At 60.5% G+C, this 16494-nt stretch carries 8 protein-coding genes; 6 read left to right on the plus strand and 2 right to left on the minus strand.

The window, feature by feature from the left end:
- Positions 1-1938, plus strand: coding sequence for a biosynthetic arginine decarboxylase (speA, locus tag QSJ36_RS00715; protein ID WP_022396718.1), 1938 nt, complete (start codon positions 1-3; stop codon positions 1936-1938).
- 71 nt (positions 1939-2009) lie between these two features.
- Here speA and QSJ36_RS00720 read toward each other — a convergent pair whose 3' ends face one another.
- Complete coding sequence (locus QSJ36_RS00720; protein WP_180970937.1) at positions 2010-3077, minus strand: site-specific integrase; 1068 nt, start codon at positions 3075-3077, stop codon at positions 2010-2012.
- A gap of 351 nt (positions 3078-3428) precedes the next feature.
- On the opposite strand from QSJ36_RS00720, the gene QSJ36_RS00725 reads away from it, so the two are divergent.
- The 3 genes from QSJ36_RS00725 to QSJ36_RS00735 all read left to right on the plus strand — a co-directional run bounded on the left by QSJ36_RS00725 (position 3429) and on the right by QSJ36_RS00735 (position 12188).
- Entirely contained in the window at positions 3429-5567 is a 2139-nt protein-coding gene (locus QSJ36_RS00725; RefSeq protein ID WP_102728300.1) for a glycoside hydrolase family 2 TIM barrel-domain containing protein, read from the plus strand.
- Positions 5568-5589: 22 nt separating this feature from the next.
- Entirely contained in the window at positions 5590-9459 is a 3870-nt protein-coding gene (locus QSJ36_RS00730; protein ID WP_285466117.1) for a glycoside hydrolase family 2 TIM barrel-domain containing protein, read from the plus strand.
- A 149-nt stretch (positions 9460-9608) separates the two neighbouring features.
- On the plus strand, positions 9609-12188 hold the full coding sequence (locus QSJ36_RS00735) for a glycoside hydrolase family 2 TIM barrel-domain containing protein (RefSeq protein ID WP_285466119.1): 2580 nt from the start codon (positions 9609-9611) through the stop codon (positions 12186-12188).
- On the opposite strand, the gene QSJ36_RS00740 is transcribed toward QSJ36_RS00735, so the two are convergent.
- Positions 12183-13568: a replication-associated recombination protein A gene (locus QSJ36_RS00740; RefSeq protein WP_345783920.1), complete on the minus strand. Its 1386-nt coding sequence runs from the start codon at positions 13566-13568 to the stop codon at positions 12183-12185. The genes QSJ36_RS00735 and QSJ36_RS00740 overlap by 6 nt on opposite strands.
- A gap of 172 nt (positions 13569-13740) precedes the next feature.
- Here QSJ36_RS00740 and QSJ36_RS00745 point away from each other — a divergent pair, with 172 nt between their 5' ends.
- Positions 13741-15381: a beta-N-acetylhexosaminidase gene (locus QSJ36_RS00745; RefSeq protein ID WP_285466122.1), complete on the plus strand. Its 1641-nt coding sequence runs from the start codon at positions 13741-13743 to the stop codon at positions 15379-15381.
- Positions 15382-15746: 365 nt separating this feature from the next.
- On the plus strand, positions 15747-16433 hold the full coding sequence (locus QSJ36_RS00750) for a hydrolase (RefSeq protein ID WP_022396726.1): 687 nt from the start codon (positions 15747-15749) through the stop codon (positions 16431-16433).
- The last annotated feature ends 61 nt before the right edge of the window (positions 16434-16494 follow it).

The following is a 16494-nucleotide window of genomic DNA, read 5'->3' on the forward strand; positions in this document are numbered from 1 at the left end:
ATGGCAGCAGCTAAAGAAGGCATCAAGCAGAAAGTCCGGGGTTGGAGTCATCATGATTCCGCAGATTTGTACGGCATTGACGACTGGGGGAACGGTTATTTCCGGATCAACAAGAAAGGGGAAGTGACCGTACGCCTGAACGACGAGGACGGCGGGAAGAAGGATATCAGCCTGTGCGACCTGCTGGAAGGCCTGAAGGAGCGCGGCACCACCGTTCCCGTGCTGTTCCGTTTCCGGGACCTGCTGCGCAGCCGCATTGCGGAGCTGAACGACAGCTTCCGGAAGGCGATCAAGGAAGCGGATTACCAGGGCAAGTACCAGGGTGTCTACCCCATCAAGGTGAACCAGCAGCGGCAGGTGGTGGAGGAGATCGCGGAGTTCGGCACCAAGTATGATTACGGTCTGGAGGCCGGTTCCAAGCCGGAGCTGATTGCCGCCATGGCCCACATGCACAATCCGAATGCCTACCTGATCTGCAACGGGTACAAGGATGACGAATTCATTGACCTGGCGCTGACGGCCCAGAAGATGGGGCTGAATATTTTCATTGTGCTGGAAATGCCTTCCGAGCTGGACGTGATTCTGGAACGCGCCCGGAGGATGGACATCCGCCCCAATCTGGGCGTGCGCATCAAGCTGGCGGCCAAGGGGTCCGGCCTGTGGCAGGAGTCCGCGGGGGACAAGTCCGTCTTCGGCCTGAACGCGGCCCAGGTGGTGGACGTGGTGGATAAGCTGAAGCAGGTGGATGCGCTGGATTGCTTGAAGCTGCTCCATTACCACCAGGGTTCCCAGATTCCGAATATTTCCGTGGTGCGCGAGGGGCTGACGGAGGCCGCCCGCATTTACGTGGACCTGGTGAAGGAGGGCGCGCCGCTGGGCACGCTGGACATGGGCGGCGGCCTGGCCGTGGATTACGACGGGTCCAAGACGAATTTCCATTCCTCCTGCAACTATTCCATTGCGGAGTTCGCCCGTGACGTGGTGGAGGTGGTGGGGGATATGTGCACCAAGTACGAGGTGCCCCATCCCACGCTGGTGACGGAGTCCGGGCGTGCCGTGGTGGCCTATTATTCCGTGCTGGTGTTCAACGTGCTGGACGTGACGAGCGCGCCGGGCGAGGAACCGCCGCCCGAGCTGCCGGAGGATGCGCCGGAGCTGTTGAAGGCTTTTGCGGATACGGACCGGACCCTGGCCAGGAAGAACATGCAGGAGTGCTACAATGACGCCTGCTATTACCGGGACCAGCTGCGCGCCCAGTTTTTTTACGGGAACGCCACCCTGCGCCAGCGCGGGCTGGGAGAGGCCTATTACTGGCACATCCTGAGCCGCATTTCCCGCATGCTGGCGGAGATGGAAACCATTCCGGAAGACCTCCGGGAGCTTTCCTGCTCCATGGTGGACTTTTATTACGGCAATTTCTCCCTGTTCCAGTCCCTGCCGGATTCCTGGGCCATCCGCCAGCTTTTCCCCGTGATGCCTCTGCACCGTTTGAACGAACGGCCCACGAACAAGGCCGTGCTGGCGGACATTACCTGTGACTGCGACGGGAAGATAGACCATTTCATCGACCGTGAGGACGTGGCTACCGCTCTCCCCCTCCATGCCATCAAGCCCGGAGAGGACGATTATTACATAGGCGTGTTCCTGGTGGGGGCCTATCAGGAGACCCTGGGAGACCTGCACAACCTGCTGGGGGATACGAACGTGGTGGGCGTGCACCTGGAAGGCGGCCGCCCCGTTTACACCCATGAAGTGGAGGGCGATACGGTGGCTGACGTCCTTTCCTACGTGGAGTATGACCCCAAGGAGCTGATCAACAAGTTCCGCACGTTTGCGGAACAGGCCGTAGCCGACGGGAAAATATCGCCGTCAGAACGCCGGAGGGCTCTGGAAGTGTTCCGTTCCGGCCTGAACGGATATACCTATTACGAGCTGTAGGAAACGGCCTTTTTTCCATGCCCCGGCAGGGAAAAGGGCCTTCCGTTCCAAAGCGTTTTTCTCTTTGCCCATCAGGCCGCCGGCGGTTCTTCCGGCGGTTCCGTCTCCGCAATGACCTTGGCCGGCGTCAGCCCCCAGAAGCGCGTGGCCGTTTGCGGGGAAATGCCTTTCATGTTCAGGTACCGCGTGCGGAGCAGGGAGGAGGAGCGGTGACCCATTTCCATTTGCAGCAGGTTGTAATCCTTGAAGTGCTTGGCGTGATAGCTGGCATAGGTATGCCGCAGGCAGTCAGGCACCCATGATTTCTTTCTTCCGCCCCAGCCGGCTTTTTTGCGGATTTTGCGCCACTTGATCGTCCAGCCCTTCGGGCAGATGGGCGTGCCGGGTCCGGGCTTGCTTTTGTCACGGCAGAATTTGAGCCATTTGGCAAGCACGGGCAGGATGGTGACGTGTCTGGCGCCTCCGGTCTTGGTATGCTTGGAGTTCAGGATCACGCAGCCGTCGCGGATGGCGATGTTTTCCCAGAGCAGGCGTTCCACTTCCTGCGGACGGATGCCCGCAAAGATCATCAGGGCCGCTCCAGCCACGCAGCTTCCGTCAAATTCATCCATGCACGCCTTGAGAAGCTGGGTCACTTCTTTCAGCGTCAGGGCGGGAATTTCCTGCTCCCGCAGGAAGGGCGTATCCACACGGAGGATGGGGTTTTCATCACACCATCCGCGCTTGACGGAGAAGGAGAAGATGCCGCTCAGGATGAGCCTCGCCTTGTGCCTCTGACGGGACGTGGTGAAGGTGTTCATCAGGATGCTCTGGCATTCCTCCACGCTCAGGTTCCGGAGGGGCGTGTGCTCCAGTTCCGGGTTGCTCTTCTTGAGCTTGTGGATGATGCTCCTGATGTCCGTCAGCGTCCGGGGACGGCGATGGCTTTTGGAACGCAGGCATTCCACGGCCGCCGTACCGAAGCTGACGGTATGGTGTTTGTTCTTGATGGCGTTCAGTCCCAGGGAGACGACTTCCCTGCACCGGGTGATGGTGCAGATTTCATCTCCCAGGGCCTCCTTGATTTCCAATACCAGCCTTGCAGCCTGGATCAGGGTGACTGATTCCCCTTCCAGAAGCGCGGCTCCAACGTATTTCAACTTATTTGTATTCGGTGCTTTTCTCATACTCATTCCTCGTGTTTGTACAAACACGGTTTTAATGAAAAAGGCCATCCTTATAGTAAAGAAAACTTATGCTTTCCATCGGAAAACGCGTAACCGTAAAGGATATGTTGTTACTTATGTTTTCTTTGATCCGATCGGAAAATCAAAGTTTCTGGTAGTGCAGGAACCGAAAATGTTAGAAAGCATGGTTATGTTCATGAATGTCAAATTGAACACTATCCATTTGACGCCAATAAATTCTTGTTAGAAGAAGGGGAGAACTCCCCCGCAGGATGAAAGTATTTTACATGCCTGAACGTATGAGATAAATTATTCCGCTGTACCATGAACATCAGAATTCACTCTTTCAACGTATCGTGTGCCGGGCTGTGCTGCGCCCTGGGCTCCTTTCTGGCGGCTGATGCCCGTGAGGTCCATTCCCTGAACGGCTCCTGGGATTACAGCTTCAACGGAGGCTCTTCCGGGAAGGTGGCGGTTCCCCATACCTGGAATGCGGAGGATGCCGCGGACGGCGTGAAGGGGCAGCGCGGAGACGCCAAGTCCGTCAACAGCGACGCCTACCGGCGCGGCTCCGCCGTTTATTCCCGCACTCTTCCGGTGGCCCCCAGGCCGGGCAAGAGGTATTTCATCCGCGGCGGAGGCGCCAGCATCGTTTCCGAGGTTTCCGTCAACGGGAAGCCTGCCGGCAGGCATGAGGGGGCGTTTACCGCTTTCTGTTATGAAATCACTCCCCTCCTGAAACAAGGCGCCAACACGGTTTCCGTTCTGGTGGACAATACGCAGCGGGAACATATAGCGCCCCAGCGCGGGGATTTTTCCATGTTCGGCGGCCTGTACCGGCCCATTGAGCTGATTGAAACGGACGGCGTGTGCATTGACCCCCTCTTTTACGCCTCCCCCGGCGTCTTCATTACGACGAAGTCCCTGGATAAGTCCAAAGCGGAGGTGGAAGTGAAGACCCTGCTGAACTCGGACGGGAAGGCGCGGGACGTGGATGTAGCCGTGGAAATCCTGGACATGAAGGGCAGGAAGGTGGCCGGAAAGACGGTGAAAGCCGCCGGGGAAAAGAAGAACCTGGAGGTTCCCGTAACGCTGGCGATCGCCAAGCCCGTGCTCTGGAACGGAGTCAGGAATCCCTACCTCTACCAGGTGAAGACTTCCATCAGGACGGCGGACGGCCAGACGGACGAAATAGTGCAGCCTCTGGGCCTCCGGACCGTTTCCGTCGATCCCGGGAAGGGCTTTGTCCTGAACGGGAAGCCCATGCAGGTCAAGGGCGTCAGCCGCCACCAGGACATGAAGGGGAAGGGCTGGGCGCTTTCTCCGGAAGATGAGGCGCGGGACATCCGGCTGATTGCGGACATGGGAGCGGACGGCTTGAGAACGGGCCACTATCCAGCCTCCAGTAATGTTTACGACCTGTGCGACAAGACGGGGCTGGTCGTCTGGTCCGAGGTGCCCAACGTCAACCTGGTGCGTGATACGCCGGAGTTCCGGGAGAACAACCGCCTCCAGGCCCGGGAAATGATTTACCAGCACTGGAACCACCCCTCCATTTGCATGTGGGGCATTTTCAATGAAATCGGCCACCAGCCGGAGGCTTCCTCCAAAGGGGTGGACATGGAGGCTGAATTGACGGAACTGAACAAGTTCGTGAAGGAGACGGACCCCTCCCGCATGACAGTGGCGGCCAGCAACCAGGCGGGCCGCAAGAAGCTGAACAATATTCCGGACCACATCGCGTTCAATACGTATCCCGGCTGGTACGGGGGCGGCCCGGAAACCATGAAGGGGAACCTGAACGGCTACATCCGCGATTACGGCGGCAAAATGGGAATCGCCGTCAGCGAATACGGCCATGGCGCCAGCACGGGCATGCATGAGAATCCGGCCAAAAGGCCGTCCCCCACGGGGTTCTGGCATCCGGAGGAATGGCAGTCCCAGGCGCATGAGATCAATTACAAGTGCATCAGGGAGAGGCCGGAGGTGTGGGGCTCCTTTGTCTGGAACATGTTTGACTTCGGTTCCGCCTCCCGCTTTGAGGGGGAAAGCCCCGGCATCAATGACAAGGGGCTGGTGACCTATGACCGCAAGACGCCCAAGGACGCCTATTTCTTCTACAAGGCCAACTGGAGTCCCCAGCCGACTGTGTACATTACGTCCCGCAGGTTTGCGGAGCGCACGGAAAAGACGGTGCCCGTGAAGGTTTACAGCAATGCCCCTGCGGTGAAGCTGGCCGTCAACGGGAAGGCCGTGGGAAGCGTCAAGCCGGATGAATTGAAGCGCGCCGTCTGGCCTGAAGTGACTCTCAAGCCCGGCGTCAACACCATCACGGCCACGGCCTCCGTGGGCGGGAAAACGTACACGGATTCCTGCAAATGGACCTTGAAGCCTTCCGGGGGGGAGGAAGGAAAGAAGGATTCCGAGCGCTATCAGGACCCTTCCATCAACAAGTACAAGTAAGCAATCCAGCACCTGACCCGAGATGAAGACGGTACGAGCATTTTTGTTTTCCATGATGTGCCTGGCTCCGGCGCTGCCCCTGCTGGGGGAAGCCCCGGACTGGGAGAATGAAGAGGTGACGGGAATCAACAAGGAGGCTCCCCGCGCCTCCGTTCTCCCGGCGGGAGACAAGACGCTGAGCCTGAACGGCGATTGGAAATTCAAGTTTTCCATGACGCCGGACGGGAGGCCTGCCGATTTCTTCAAGCCTTCCTATTCCGTTTCCGGATGGGATACGGTCAAGGTGCCTTCCAACTGGCAGCTTGCGGGCTATGGAACGGCCATTTACACGAACGTCCCGTATCCCTTCAAGCCGAATCCCCCCAAGGTGATGGGAGAGCCGCCCAGGAACTGGCCGGCATACAAGGAGCGCAATTCCGTGGGCTCCTACCGACGGGATTTCAATCTCCCCGCCTCCTGGAAGGGGGAGCAGGTAATGATCCGGTTTGACGGGGTGGAGTCCGCCTTTTACGTGTGGGTGAATGGCCGGAAAGTCGGCTATTCCGAGGATTCCTATACGGGCGGCGAGTTCGACCTGACTCCCTATGTGAAGCCGGGCAGGAACACGATTGCCGTGGAGGTGTACCGCTGGAGCGACGGCTCCTATCTGGAGGACCAGGATTTCCTGCGCCTTTCCGGCATTTTCCGGGACGTGACCCTGTTCGCCCAGCCGCAGGTGCACGTGCGCGACCTGTTCCTGAAGGCGGGGCTGGACAGGAAGGATTACACGACCGGGGTGCTGGACGGAACGTTCACCATCCGCAATTCCGGTAAGAAGGATATTCCCGCCGGAATGAAGCTGGATTATTCCATTGAAGGGATTTCCACCAATTTAAATTGGGAGGGCGCGAGCGGCTCCGGCCGCGTGCAGACGGACAACAGGGGCAGGCTGGATTCCGGCACGCTGGAAGTTCCCGCCATTCCCGCCGGAGGCGAGGTTCAGGTGGCTCTGGACAGGAAGTTTCCCGGCGTGAAGCCGTGGACGGCGGAAACGCCCAACCTGTACAAGGTGACCTATTCCCTGAACGGGAAGGACCCCCGGTCCGTCAATATCGGCTTCCGTTCCGTGGAAATCGCCGATAACGGCGCGGTGCTGGTCAACGGAAAGGCCGTCAAGTTCAAGGGCGTCAACCGTCATGAAGCGCATCCGGACTACGGGCGCGCCATCCCGCGGGAGGTGATGGAAAAGGACGTGCAGATCATCAAGGCGCACAACATCAACACCGTCCGCTGCTCCCACTATCCCAACCATCCCTATTTCTACGAACTGTGCGACCGCTACGGCCTGTACGTGATGGATGAAGCCAACTGCGAGGCCCACGGCATCCGCAACAGCGGCATGGATATTTCCCGGAAGCCTTCATGGAAGAAGGCGCATGTGGAACGCAACATGAGCATGGTGCACCGTTCCAAGAACCATCCCTCCATCGTGTTCTGGTCCCTGGGCAACGAGTCCGGCAACGGGCCGAATTTTGAAGCGGCCTCGGAAGCCATCAGGGCCTATGACGATACGCGCCCCCTCCATTACTGCGAATTCCCGCACGGCCATAAGGCCGTGGACATGGATTCCGCCATGTATCCGCCCGTGGACCGGGTGGAAAACTGGGGGAAGCAGAAGACTTCCCGCCCCTTCTTCGTGTGCGAATACGCCCATTCCATGGGGAATGCCCTGGGCAATTTCAAGGAGTACATGGAAGCCTTTGAGTCCTCCCCTCGCATGGTGGGCGGGGCCATCTGGGATTTTGTGGACCAGTCCCTCCGCGCCAACCCTGCCGGGAACGGCATTTACAAGCCCGCTCCCTTCAAGGGCGTGACGCAGGCCTACGGCGGCATGTTCGGGGACAGGCCCAACCAGGCCAATTTCTGCGACAACGGCATCATTCTGGGCAACCGGAACACCACGGCCAAGACGAAGGAAGTAAAGAAGGTGTACCAGTACATGGCCTTTGACCGCAAGGACGGTTCCCTGACCGTTCGCAACAAGTATTTCCACAAGCCGTTGAAGGGCTATACGCTTTACCTGGTGTCCCTCGCGCCCGGCGGCAAGCATGCCGTGGAGCGCATGGCTCTGCCGGAGACGGCCCCCGGCAAGTCCGTGACGGTGAAACTGCCTTCCGCCGCCATGCAGACGGGCTCCCTGATGGTTCTGGCGGACGCCCGGTTCAAGCTGCCGGAAGACGTGAAGGAGCTTTCCGCCAAACAACTGGAGCATGTGGCGGACGAGTGCGAAGCTTACGAGTGGTTCCCGGCGGCCGTGGAGAAGGAGGCTTCCGTGAAGGCTCCGGCGGCGCTGCCCGCCGTCTCCGTGCGCCAGGGCGATCCCGTGGTGGTGCAGGGGAAGGGCTTTTCCGCCTCCTTCAAGGACGGCATGCTTTCCGCCCTCCGGTACGGCAGCCAGGACCTGATTCTGCCCGGCTATCCGGTGGCGCTCCAGGCGTACCGTTCCCCGGTGGACAACGACGCCTGGATCAGGAGCAAGGTTGAGGGGAAGATGAAGATGCAGACCATGAAGGCGGAGTATTCCGATGTGAAGGCCGCCGTCATTTCTCCCGGCGTGGCCCGCATTACGGCGCAATTCCGGACGAAAGGCTCCGGCCTTTCCTTCTCCGGGGAGGTTGCCTGGACGGTGTTCGGCAACGGCGTCATCAATGCCTCCGTCAGAATGTATCCCTCCGCCAAGGGGGAAGAGCTCCTGCGGCTGGGCGTCACCTTCGGGATGCCTGCCGCCTATGACCAGGTGGAATACCTGGGGCTGGGGCCGTGGGACAATTACCGGGACCGCCGCACGAGCTGCTGGAAGGACGTGTTCCGCACTTCCGTGGACGACATGTTTTTCGCCTATTCCCGCCCCCAGGACATGGGCAACCGCATGGAGACGGACTGGGTGGCCCTGTCCAGACCCAAGGCGGCTCCGGCGCTGTGGGTAGGCTCCGCCTCTCCCAGGGCCCCGCTGGAAGTGTCCATCCTGCGTTATACGCCGAAGGAGCTCAACAACGCCAAAAGCCTGGACAGGCTGCCGGAGAAGGACAAGGTGGTCGTGAATCTGGACGCCTTCCAGATGGGGCTGGGCGGTTCCTCCTGCGGACCGCGCCCCCTGGCGAAGTACCAGACGCTGAGCGAAGCCACCCCCCTGGGCTTTGTGCTGGCCCCCACGTCCGCCCTGCTGAACCTGGCGCGCGCGGGACTGGGCGTGCCCCATTCCCCCGTGATTGAACGGGACGGGGACGGCATGGTCAGCCTGGTTTCCTCCACGCCCGGAGCGGAGATGAAGTATTCCGTCAACAAGGGACCGGAAAAAACGTACCGGAAACCCTTCAAGCTTCCCGAAGGGGAAGTGAGGGCCTGGGCTGCCGCCGGAAAATCCGGCAAGGTGCCTCCCACGTCTCCCGGCGAGCGGAAATTCCCCCTCGTCAAGGGGCAGGGCGAATGGAAGATCCTGAGCGCTTCCTCGGAAGAGCCGGATACCGGCTTCGCCCACTTCGCCATTGACGGGAATCCGGATACCTGCTGGCACACGTCCTATACGAACGGCCTGCCGGGCTTCCCCCACTCCATTGCCGTGGACATGGGAACCAGAATGAAGTTCACCGGATTCATCTACACGCCCAGAATGGACAAGGACAAGGGCCTCATCAGCCAGTACACGTTCTCCGTTTCCGATGACGGGCAGAACTGGACGGAAGTCAAGAAGGGCCAGTTTACCTACCATTATATCCGGAAGGACCCCGCCGTTCAGCGCATCGACTTCGGCAAGCCTGTGGAGGCCCGCTATTTCAAGCTGGACGCCCGGTCCCCGGTGAAGGGCGGGGAGCAGAGCGCCACCGTTGCTGAACTGAATATCATTACCCAGTAGCGGACCGGCGCAAGCGCCGCTTTCCTGAAGGAAGGCTTTTTCCAGCCGTGCAGCCCGGAAGGGGTGCACGGCTTTGCCGTTGCGGGACTGCAAGGCGCGGGAATGTTTTTTGATTGAAAGAAAGAATGCCGCGGTATGGTAGTATGCTCATGCGCAAGATGATTGCTTACATGCTGGGCGCCGCCGTTCTGTGCCTCTCCGCAGCCGGAGCGGAAACGCCCGTTTCCGCCGCTGGGGAAGCTTCGGCCCCCTGCAAGAGGATGGTCTGGAACCGCGGCTGGGAGTTCCGGCTGGAAGACGAGCCCGGAAAGAGCGGCTGGCAGACGGCGCATTTGCCACATACGTTCAGCCTGCCCTATTTCATGTCCGATTCCTTTTACACGGGGCGCGGCTCCTACCGCAAGAAGCTCGTGGTGCCGGAGGAATGGCTGGGGCAGAAGGTTTTTCTGGATTGCGGCGCAGCCTTCCAGGTGGCGGAGGTGACGGTGAACGGAAAGGCCGCAGGAGGGCATGAAGGGGGGTATACGGCGTTCCGGACGGATCTGACGCCTTTCCTGAAACGCGGGGAGAATTGGGTGGAGGTGCGCGTGGACAACCGCTGGAACCCCCGCATTGCCCCGCGGGCGGGGGAGCATACCTTTTCCGGCGGCCTGTACCGGAACGTGCATCTGCACGTGTGTTCTCCCGTGCATCTTCCCGCGCACGGCATCTGGGTGCAGACGCCGGAAGTGACTCCTGCCCGCGGGAAGGTCCGCATCCTGACGGAGGTGAAGAATGATTCCCCGGAAATGAAGAAGTTTTCCGTGCGCCACACGGTGCGCGAGGAGAAGGGCGGCCGTGTGGTTCTGCGCGGGGAGAAGCCCGTGGAGCTGGGCGCGGGAAAGGAAGCCCGTGTTCAGACGGACCTGCCCCCGCTGGCCGCTCCCAAGCTGTGGAGTCCGGCCGTTCCCAATATGTACCGCGTGGCGACGGAGCTGGTGGGCGAAGGGGGAAAAGTGCTGGACCGGGCGGAGAATCCCCTGGGCTTCCGCACCCTGGAGCTGACGGCGGACCGGGGCATGCTGATTAACGGGAAGCCCGTTTATCTGCAAGGAGCCAACGTGCACCAGGACCATGCGGGATGGGGGGATGCCGTGACGGACGCCGGAGCGCGCCGTGACGTGCTGCTGATGAAGAACGCCGGGTTCAATTTCATCCGCGGTTCCCATTACCCCCATTCCCCGGCTTTTCTGGACGCCTGCGACCGGGAGGGGATGTGCATGCTGAATGAAGGCATTTTCTGGGGCATGGGCGGCTTCAAGGAGCACGACAGGTACTGGAATTGCGACGCCTATCCCACGGAAGAGAAGGACCGCGCCGCGTTTGAGGAGAGCTGCATGCGCCAGGTGAGGGAGATGGTGCTGCAATTCCGCAACCACCCTTCCATCGTCATCTGGAGCATCAGCAACGAACCGTTTTTCACCCGGCATGCGCCGGAGGCCAGGGCCCTGTGCGGCAAGCTGATTGCCCTGGTGAAGGAGCTGGACCCGACGCGCCCCGTGTGCGCCGGGGGAGGCCAGCGCGGCGATTTCGACAAGCTGGGGGACATGGCCGCCTTCAACGGGGACGGCTCCCATGTGAAGACGCCCGGCAGGCCCAGCATGGTGACGGAGTACGGTTCCGTGAGCTGCAGGAGGCCGGGGGCTTATGCGCCGGGCTGGGGAGACATGGCCGGGGACAAGCAGGCGGGGGCGCGCTATCCCTGGCGCGCGGGGGAGGCGGTCTGGTGCGGTTTTGACCACGGCAGCATCTGGCCCTCCGGCGGACGCATGGGCATTGTGGATTACTTCCGCATTCCCAAGAGGGCCTGGTACTGGTACAGGAATGAGTTTAAAAACATTCCCCCGCCGGAATGGCCCGTGGAGGGAACGCCTGCGCAGGTGAAGCTGTCCGCGGACAAGAAGGCCATCAGCCCGGCTGACGGCACGGACGATGTGCACGTGACCGTGAAGGTGGCGGATGCCTCCGGCAGGCAGATAGCCAATGCCGTTCTGGTAACGCTCACGGTGGAATCAGGCCCCGGAGAGTTCCCCACCGGCAAGAGCATCACGTTCACGCCCGGGACGGACATTGACCTCATTGACGGCTGCGCGGCTATTGAGTTCCGGTCTTATTACGCCGGGAAAACGGTCATCAAGGCGTCTTCCCCGGGATTGAAGGGGGACAGCATCCAGATTGTTTCCCGGAACGCCCCGGCGTACGTGGCGGGCAGGAGCGCGGAAACGAAGGAGAGGCCCTACAGGCGTTTTTCCGCGCAGGAGAGGGATGCCCAGGTGGCTCGGTACGGGCAGTCCGGAGCCGGAGAGAAGGCGAACCTGGCGGTTTTGAGGCCTTGTTCCGCTTCCTCCAATCTTCAGGATGCGATGAAGGCGTCCGATGGCGACGGCGCTTCCGCATGGCTGCCGTCCGCAGAAGACAGGGAGCCATGGTGGCGGCTGGACATGGAGTTTGAATTCCGCCTGGACCGGGTGGAGGCGAAAGCCTCCGGGAACTGGAAGGGGCAGCCTCCCGTGGTGCAGGTCAGCAAAGACGGCAAAACCTGGAAGGATGTGAAAACCGTTCTTTTGAAGGACGGGGCCGGATTGACCGCCGCGTGTTCCGGGGAGGCGAAGGCCAGGTATGTCCGCATCCGGCTGTCGCCGGGGCAGGGGATTGCGGAAGTGGCCGTGTGGCCGGCGGATGCCTCATGAGGGGGCCTGTTCCTCCGGAGCGGGGGGCTTTTTCCGGCTCCTCCGCGTGCCGGAGCTTCCGGAATCCTCCTCTGCCCGCTGGCGGCGCAGTTTGTCCCAGTATGCCAGCCGCTTGTTGATTTCCCGCTCAAAGCCCCGTTCCGGCGGCTTGTAGAACTGGCGGCGGGGCATCTTGTCCGGAAAGTAGTTCTGCCCGGAGAAGGCGTCCGGAGCGTCGTGGTCGTACGCGTAATTTTTTCCGTAGCCCAGCTCCTTCATCAATTTGGTGGGAGCGTTCAGGATGTGCGCCGGAGGCATCAGGGAGCCGTATTCTCTGGCCGCCTTCCGGGCCGCTCCCCAGGCGGTGTAGGCGCTGTTGGATTTGGGGGCGCAGCCCAGGTAGATGACCAGTTCCGCGATCGCCAGCTCTCCTTCCGGAGAGCCCAGGCGTTCATAGGTGTCCCACGCGGCAATGGCCATTTGCAGCGCGGCGGGGTCCGCCAGGCTGATGTCCTCCATGGCGAAGCGGGTGAGGCGGCGCAGCAGGTACAGCGGGTCTTCGCCGCCCTGGAGCATGCGTGCCGCCCAGTACAGGGCCGCGTCCGTATCAGAGCCGCGCAGGGACTTGTGCAGGGCGCTGATGAGGTTGTAGTGGCCCTCCCGGTCCTTGTCGTAAACCGGGGCACGCTGCTGGACGATTTTCAGCAGGGCCGGCGTGTCCAGCGTCTCGTCAGGCTTGCAGAGGTCAAAGACGCTTTCCATCAGGTTGATGAGGTAGCGGCCGTCTCCGTCCGCCAGTTCAATGAGGGTGGCGCGCGCTTCCGGGGCGAGCGGCAGCTTGCGCTGGAGAAGGGATTCCGCCCGCTCAATGATGCTTTCCAGCGCCGGAGCGTCCAGGGAATGCATGACGAAGACCTTGCAGCGGGAGAGAAGGGCGCTGTTCAGTTCAAAGGAGGGGTTTTCCGTGGTGGCGCCCACGAGCGTGACGGTTCCGTTTTCCACGTATGGCAGGAAGCCGTCCTGCTGGGCGCGGTTGAACCGGTGGATTTCATCCACGAAGAGGAGGGTTCCCTGGCCGTATTCCCGCCGTTTGGCGGCCTCGTCAAAGGCTTTCCTCAGATCCGCCATGCCCGAGAAGACGGCGGAGAGCGCGACGAAGTGCATGGACGTGCGCGTAGCCAGGATGCGCGCCAGCGTGGTTTTTCCGCAGCCGGGCGGCCCCCACAGGACGAAGCTGGTCAGCTTGCCGGAATCCGCCATGAGCCGGATGGGCCCTCCCTCCCCCAGCAGGTGGTCCTGGCCCACGATTTCCTCCAGGGCGGCCGGTCTCAGGCGGTCCGCCAGGGGCCGGTCCGCGAAGGCGGCAAACAGGCCCGGCGTGTCGTCTTTTTTCATGCTCATCATCATACGCCGCGGGAAAAAGGAAGGCAAGGGGCGCATCATGGCATTTCAGGCGGAGCGGACGGGCTGGCGTGTCATGGAGCGGGTGTTTTCCGGACTCTTTTAACGGGATTAAGGAAAAGGCGGGAAGAAAAGGAAAGACTCCCGGCAGAAGCGGTGTATACTGAACGTGATGTTCCGCTATGTTTCCCCTGTATTCCTTTTCCTGCTCTCCGGAGCATGCTGCCTGTCCGTGAATGCGCAGGACCAGATCATTCCCCGGCCCGTTTCCGTCAAGATTGCGGACAAAAGCGAGGCGAAGCCCGTGAAGCTGGATGGAGGCACGCGCATCGTGTGCCGGGAGAAGGACGCCGGGTTCCAGCGTCAGGCCCGTCTGCTGCAGCAGTTTTTATCAGGCGGAACAGGACTGCCCCTGGCGGGGATGGGGGGAACGGGGGCCATCCGAATAGAGAAGGATGCTTCCCTGAAACAGTACGGACCGGAGGCGTACCGCCTGGAAGCGGCGCCCGGAAATATCGTGATCAAGGCTGCTGCACCAAAAGGGGTGTATTACGCCGGACAGAGCCTGGCGCAGATGCTGCCTGCCGCGTTTTTTGACGATGGCGCGGACAAGGGGGCGGTAAGCTGGACCGTGGCGGAGAAGCCTTTTTCCATGCTGGATTATCCCCGCTTTGCGTGGCGCGCCTTCATGCTGGATGAAGCGAGGCATTTTTTTGGAGAGGAGGAGGTGAAGAGGCTGATTGACCAGATGGGGCTTCTGAAAATGAATATCCTGCACTGGCATTTGTCCGACGATGCCGGATGGCGCGTCCAGATTAAAAAGTATCCCAAGCTGACCTCCATCGGCAGCAAGCGGAGAGACACGGAGATAGAGACGTGGGGGAGCGGCAAGTATGAGGGCAGGCCCCATGAAGGTTTTTATACGCAGGAGCAGATCAGGCGCATCGTCCGCTATGCGGCCGACCGGAATATAACGATTGTGCCGGAAATAGACATTCCCGGGCATTCCGCCGCCGCCACGTTCTCCTATCCGGAATTGAAGTTGTCCGCCAAGCCCGTGACGGAGATTCCCGTGAGCTTCAATGACGGAACCGCGTTTGACCCCACCAACGAGCGGACCTACCAGTTTCTGGGGGATATCATGACAGAGCTGGCGGCCCTGTTTCCCGGCGGCATCATCCACATCGGCGGCGACGAGGTGCGGTATAAGAAGTACTGGGCGGGCGTGCCCCACATTGAGGAGTTCATGAAGAAGAAGGGCATCAGGAATTTCCCGGACCTTCAGATCATGTTTACGAACCGGATTTCCGGCATGCTGGCTAAGAAGGGAATACGGATGATCGGATGGAATGAGATTCTGGGTTCCGACGTGCACAATGACGGCGGCCAGGGGGCCGCTCTGGGCAAGCTGGACGGGAAGGCCATCATCCATTTCTGGTACGGGTCCGACAAGATTGCCACCAAGGCGGTTGAAGACGGTCACCAGGTGGTCAATTCCACCTCCCATATGACTTATATGAACAAGGGTTACGACAAGCTCCCCCTGTCCAAATCCTATTCCTTTGAACCCGTTTTCGCGGGATTGAAGCCGGAACATCAGCAGAACGTCATCGGCCTGGGCTGCCAGGTCTGGACGGAATGGATTGCAGATGCGGACAAACTGCACCGCCATGTGTTCCCCCGCATTGCCGCTTATGCGGAAACGGGCTGGACCCGGAAGGAGGACAAGAATTTTCAGGATTTCCAGAGGCGGCTGCCTGGATATGAGAAGATTCTGGATGCCTTGAAGATCGAGCACGGGGAAGAGAAGTAACGGAACGCGCCGCCTCCGCAGCCGGAGGACGTTTTCAGGAAAGACAGGCTGGTTTCCCGTTCCGGAGGGAACGAGATGAGGGGAAACCTGTGCCGTTCCTCCTTTCCGCGAAGGAGAGGCGTGATTTCCGGGAATGCGCTCGTTTTTGGTGCGGAGATGACTGCCTTTTCCAGGGAAGCCTCCGGTCCGGCGGAGAACTGGCTGTCTTTTCAGGAGAGCCTGCCGCCTTAAAACGGTTTGTCACACTCTGGCATGGTGTCAACAAAAACAGGGAAACTGGTCTCCAACCAATCATGGACCAGCGGTTTTCTGACCGCCTGCGGTCCCGATTTCACTAATTAAACATAGATTATAAGGAGAATAAGATGATGTCCCTGATATCCTCGCATTATCATCAGCTGTACACGCCGGAAGACGCTGCCGTAGTTTTCATTGACCACCAGCCCCAAATGACCTTTGGCGTAGCCAACATCAACCGTGCCGACCTGATCAATAACGTCACCCTGCTGGCGAAGGCCGCCAAGCTGTTCCAGGTGCCCACCGTGATTACGGCCGTGGAAACAGAGGGCTTTTCCGGCTATGTCTGGCCCCAGCTCCTGGATATTTTTCCGGGCCAGCACGTCATTGAACGCACGTCCATGAATTCCTGGGATTCCGACGAGTTCCGGAAGGCCATCAAGGCGACGGGCCGCAAGAATATCCTCCTTACCGGGCTCTGGACGGAAGTGTGCGTCACGTGGCCGGCTATTGAGATGATCGGCGACGGTTATAACATTTACGTGGTGGAGGACTGCTGCGGCGCCACCTCCAAGGACGCCCAGAAGGCGGCCCTTTCCCGCATCGTCCAGGCGGGCGGCACGCGGCTGACGACCATCGGAGCCCTTCTGGAGTTCCAGCGCGACTGGAAGAACAAGGAACATTACGACGCCTTGATGAATCTGCTCAAGCAGCAGGGCGGCGCTTACGGCGTGGGCGTGGAGTACGCCTACACGATGGTTCACCATGCTCCCCAGTCCGCCCTGTCCCCGCAGGTGGTGAAGCATGACGCCTGATTGCCCGCAGAGTTTTTCCGGCGCTCCCTCCGTTAACACGGGGGTGCGCGCCGGAAGAAAA

It is taken from the genome of Akkermansia sp. NBRC 115031 (assembly GCF_030268505.1).
Classification (GTDB): Bacteria; Verrucomicrobiota; Verrucomicrobiia; order Verrucomicrobiales; family Akkermansiaceae; genus Akkermansia; species Akkermansia massiliensis.